Here is a 2,679-nt window from a genome sequence, read left to right on the forward strand (position 1 = left end):
CAGAACCCTTTTTGCGATAAGATTGGAACAGAGTTTATCAGAATCATCATTGATTATGACTCGATTAATTTACGACGAATTTAGTAAGGATTATTTAGATCAATTATTATCATCTTATGGAGAAATAAACACAGGAAAAACCGTTGCTTCCGAAAGAAGAGAAATTGATGTTTATTTTAAGCCTTATTCAGCTCAATTACCTGAATATCTGGGATTATTAGGGAAATTAGCTAGTCAACTTTGTCTTTTTGAACCCTATCGAAATCCTGTCAATTCTCAGCAAGTAAGAGCTTGTTTAGCTAAACTTTTTGCTATTGAAGCTGAAATGATTCGAGAATCTAAACGCCAAAAAAGATATCTACAAGAAGATGAATTGCCCTATTTATGGATTTTGACTCCTACTGCCTCTGATACAATTTTATCCGGTTTCAAGACAGAAATTTCCTCTAATTGGGGGGAAGGAATTTATTTCACAGGAAGATTACTGAGAATGGGAATTGTGGTGATTCATCATTTACCAGTCACGCCTGAAACCTTATTATTAAGATTATTAGGGAAGGGAAATGTACAAACAAGAGCGATTGAAGAGGTAAACTCATTAGAAGAGAATAATCCCTTCAAGTCGAGTGTTTTAGAACAGTTATATAATTTAGAGCAGAACTTATTTGCGCAAAAGGAAAGAGATTCAGAAACTGAGGAACTAATTATGCGTTTAAAACCACTATATCAACAAGACCGAGCGAAAGCTATTGCAGAAGGTATGCAGCAAGGTATGCAGCAAGGTATGCAGCAAGGTAAACAGGAAGGAGAAGCAAACCTGATAATTCGTCAGCTAAATCGTCGTTTTCCCGGAATTTCTCCAGATTTAGAGGGCCGAATTCGCAGTTTATCTGTAGAATCATTGGACAATTTAGGGGAAGCATTATTTGATTTTCAATCTCAAGATGATGTTTTGACCTGGTTACAAAATAATCTGTAATGGTGGTCACACTCATTCGGAATTGGTAAAGATGCTTTGCTGTAAACCTTTATCTGAACAGGTTTGGTGCGCCATTGGCGCCCTCGCTTCTGGGGAGTTCACGAAGCTCAGATTTTGCATCTTTACCTAATGTTACTGGTTGTGGTTGAGTAATGAGTTTTGAAGTAATGAGTAATGAGTTAAAGAATTGATCCTAACCTATTAAAATTTGATTCTCCCCTGTTGGCCAATTTCAGTACTTTTTTGGGAGTGCAAGATATGAGTTGAGATACAAACAGATTAGTAAGGCGATCGCACTAGGTAAAAGTTATTATTATTAAAATAATTTATTGACAGCAAATGTCTTCATTTTTTTATATATTAACATCGCTACCCAACTACAGAAATTTTTTACAACAGAACCCTTTTTGCGATAAGATTGGAACAGAGTTGATCAGAATCATCATTGATTATGACTCGATTAATTTACGATGAATTTAGTAACCGACATTCCGAAAGAAAAGTTTAAAAGCTTAGAGTTAGCCAAACATGAATTAAGAGCAGCAAATAAAAAGTTAAATTTTTGGCTAATAGAAGCAGAGAAAATAGAAAAAATTCCAAGCAAAAAGAAATAGATAAGTTATAAAATTGAAGGAAAACTTATTAAGAAAACTGAATAATTCTTGGCAACAGAACCCCTTTTTTTCCTCCTCGGTAGTTACGTAAAATTTTATAATTTTAACCACGAAAATATTTGATTAGGAGTTAATTCTAAATTGAGATTTTTAAGAGTAAGTAAAATTTCATCTTTACGGTAAATTTTCAAGGGTTTATCTGACTCAAATATCATGATCATCTTTTCTTCGGTATCGATTAACCAACCGATTTGTGTACCTTGTTCTAAACAGAATAAAATATTTTCGATTACCTTCGTTGATTTTTGATTTGGTGATAAAATTTCAATCGTCCAATCTGGATAAGAGTCAAATTGATTAGCGATTTCTCCTTGATCATCTAAGGATATTCTTTGCCAATAAAAAACCGCAACATCTGGAACAATAGATCGCTCAGAAAAGTTACAACGCAATTCGGGTAAAGCGTAAGCTATTTTCTCTTTTTCGCTTAATTGGTTGATAAATTGACAAATTTTATACTGAATTTGACTATGTTTTCCTTGAGGCATTGGTTTTCTGACTATCTGATTGTTGATATATTCATAAGCAGGGGATTCGTCAATATAATCCTGTTGTAAAAATTCTGCTAGAGTTAATTGTTTCTCTTGGATAGTTGAGATCGTCATAAATCCTTTCTTCTTAAAAATTAAACATCCACTTTTCTTTCTTAAATTATATCAAACAAAAATTGACATCAAAAATAGGCATGATTATCTTACATAAGCGATCGCGATAGTTGAATAGCATAATATATAGCAATTTTAATACTGGTGAGCTACAGAGGTTATCCTTTTGAGGCAGGAGGCAGGGCTATTTCGTTCTTGAGAAAGAAAATGGTGAGGAGAAGCACCGGAGCAGGGAGCTTCTGAGCAGGGAGAGGGGATTTTTTGCTAATAATAAATCTCGGATTTATTTTTCTTTTAAAAAACATAGTAAAAAGCCTACTGTTTAAACGTTACATTTTGAAATAAAAAATGAATGAAATAGCCCTGGGCAGGAGGCACCTCAGATCTTGCATCTTTACCCAAAGTTACTTGTGGTGGATGA

The 2,679-nt window shown here is 34.0% G+C and carries 3 protein-coding genes; 2 read left to right on the plus strand and 1 reads right to left on the minus strand.

All coding sequences use genetic code 11. The features are described from left to right. Both MW688_RS09865 and MW688_RS09870 read left to right on the plus strand, forming a co-directional pair. Positions 1–979: DUF4351 domain-containing protein (locus tag MW688_RS09865; protein ID WP_486735802.1), on the plus strand; the 979-nt coding region annotated here is incomplete at its 5' end. 470 nt (positions 980–1,449) lie between these two features. Next, on the plus strand, positions 1,450–1,593 hold the full coding sequence (locus MW688_RS09870; RefSeq protein WP_486735803.1) for a hypothetical protein: 144 nt from the start codon (positions 1,450–1,452) through the stop codon (positions 1,591–1,593). A 95-nt stretch (positions 1,594–1,688) separates the two neighbouring features. Here the strand turns inward: MW688_RS09870 and MW688_RS09875 are convergent, their stop codons facing one another. Beyond that, positions 1,689–2,258, minus strand: coding sequence for a Uma2 family endonuclease (locus tag MW688_RS09875; protein ID WP_486735804.1), 570 nt, complete (start codon positions 2,256–2,258; stop codon positions 1,689–1,691). Positions 2,259–2,679: the final 421 nt, after the last annotated feature.

It is taken from the genome of Johannesbaptistia floridana (assembly GCF_057440575.1).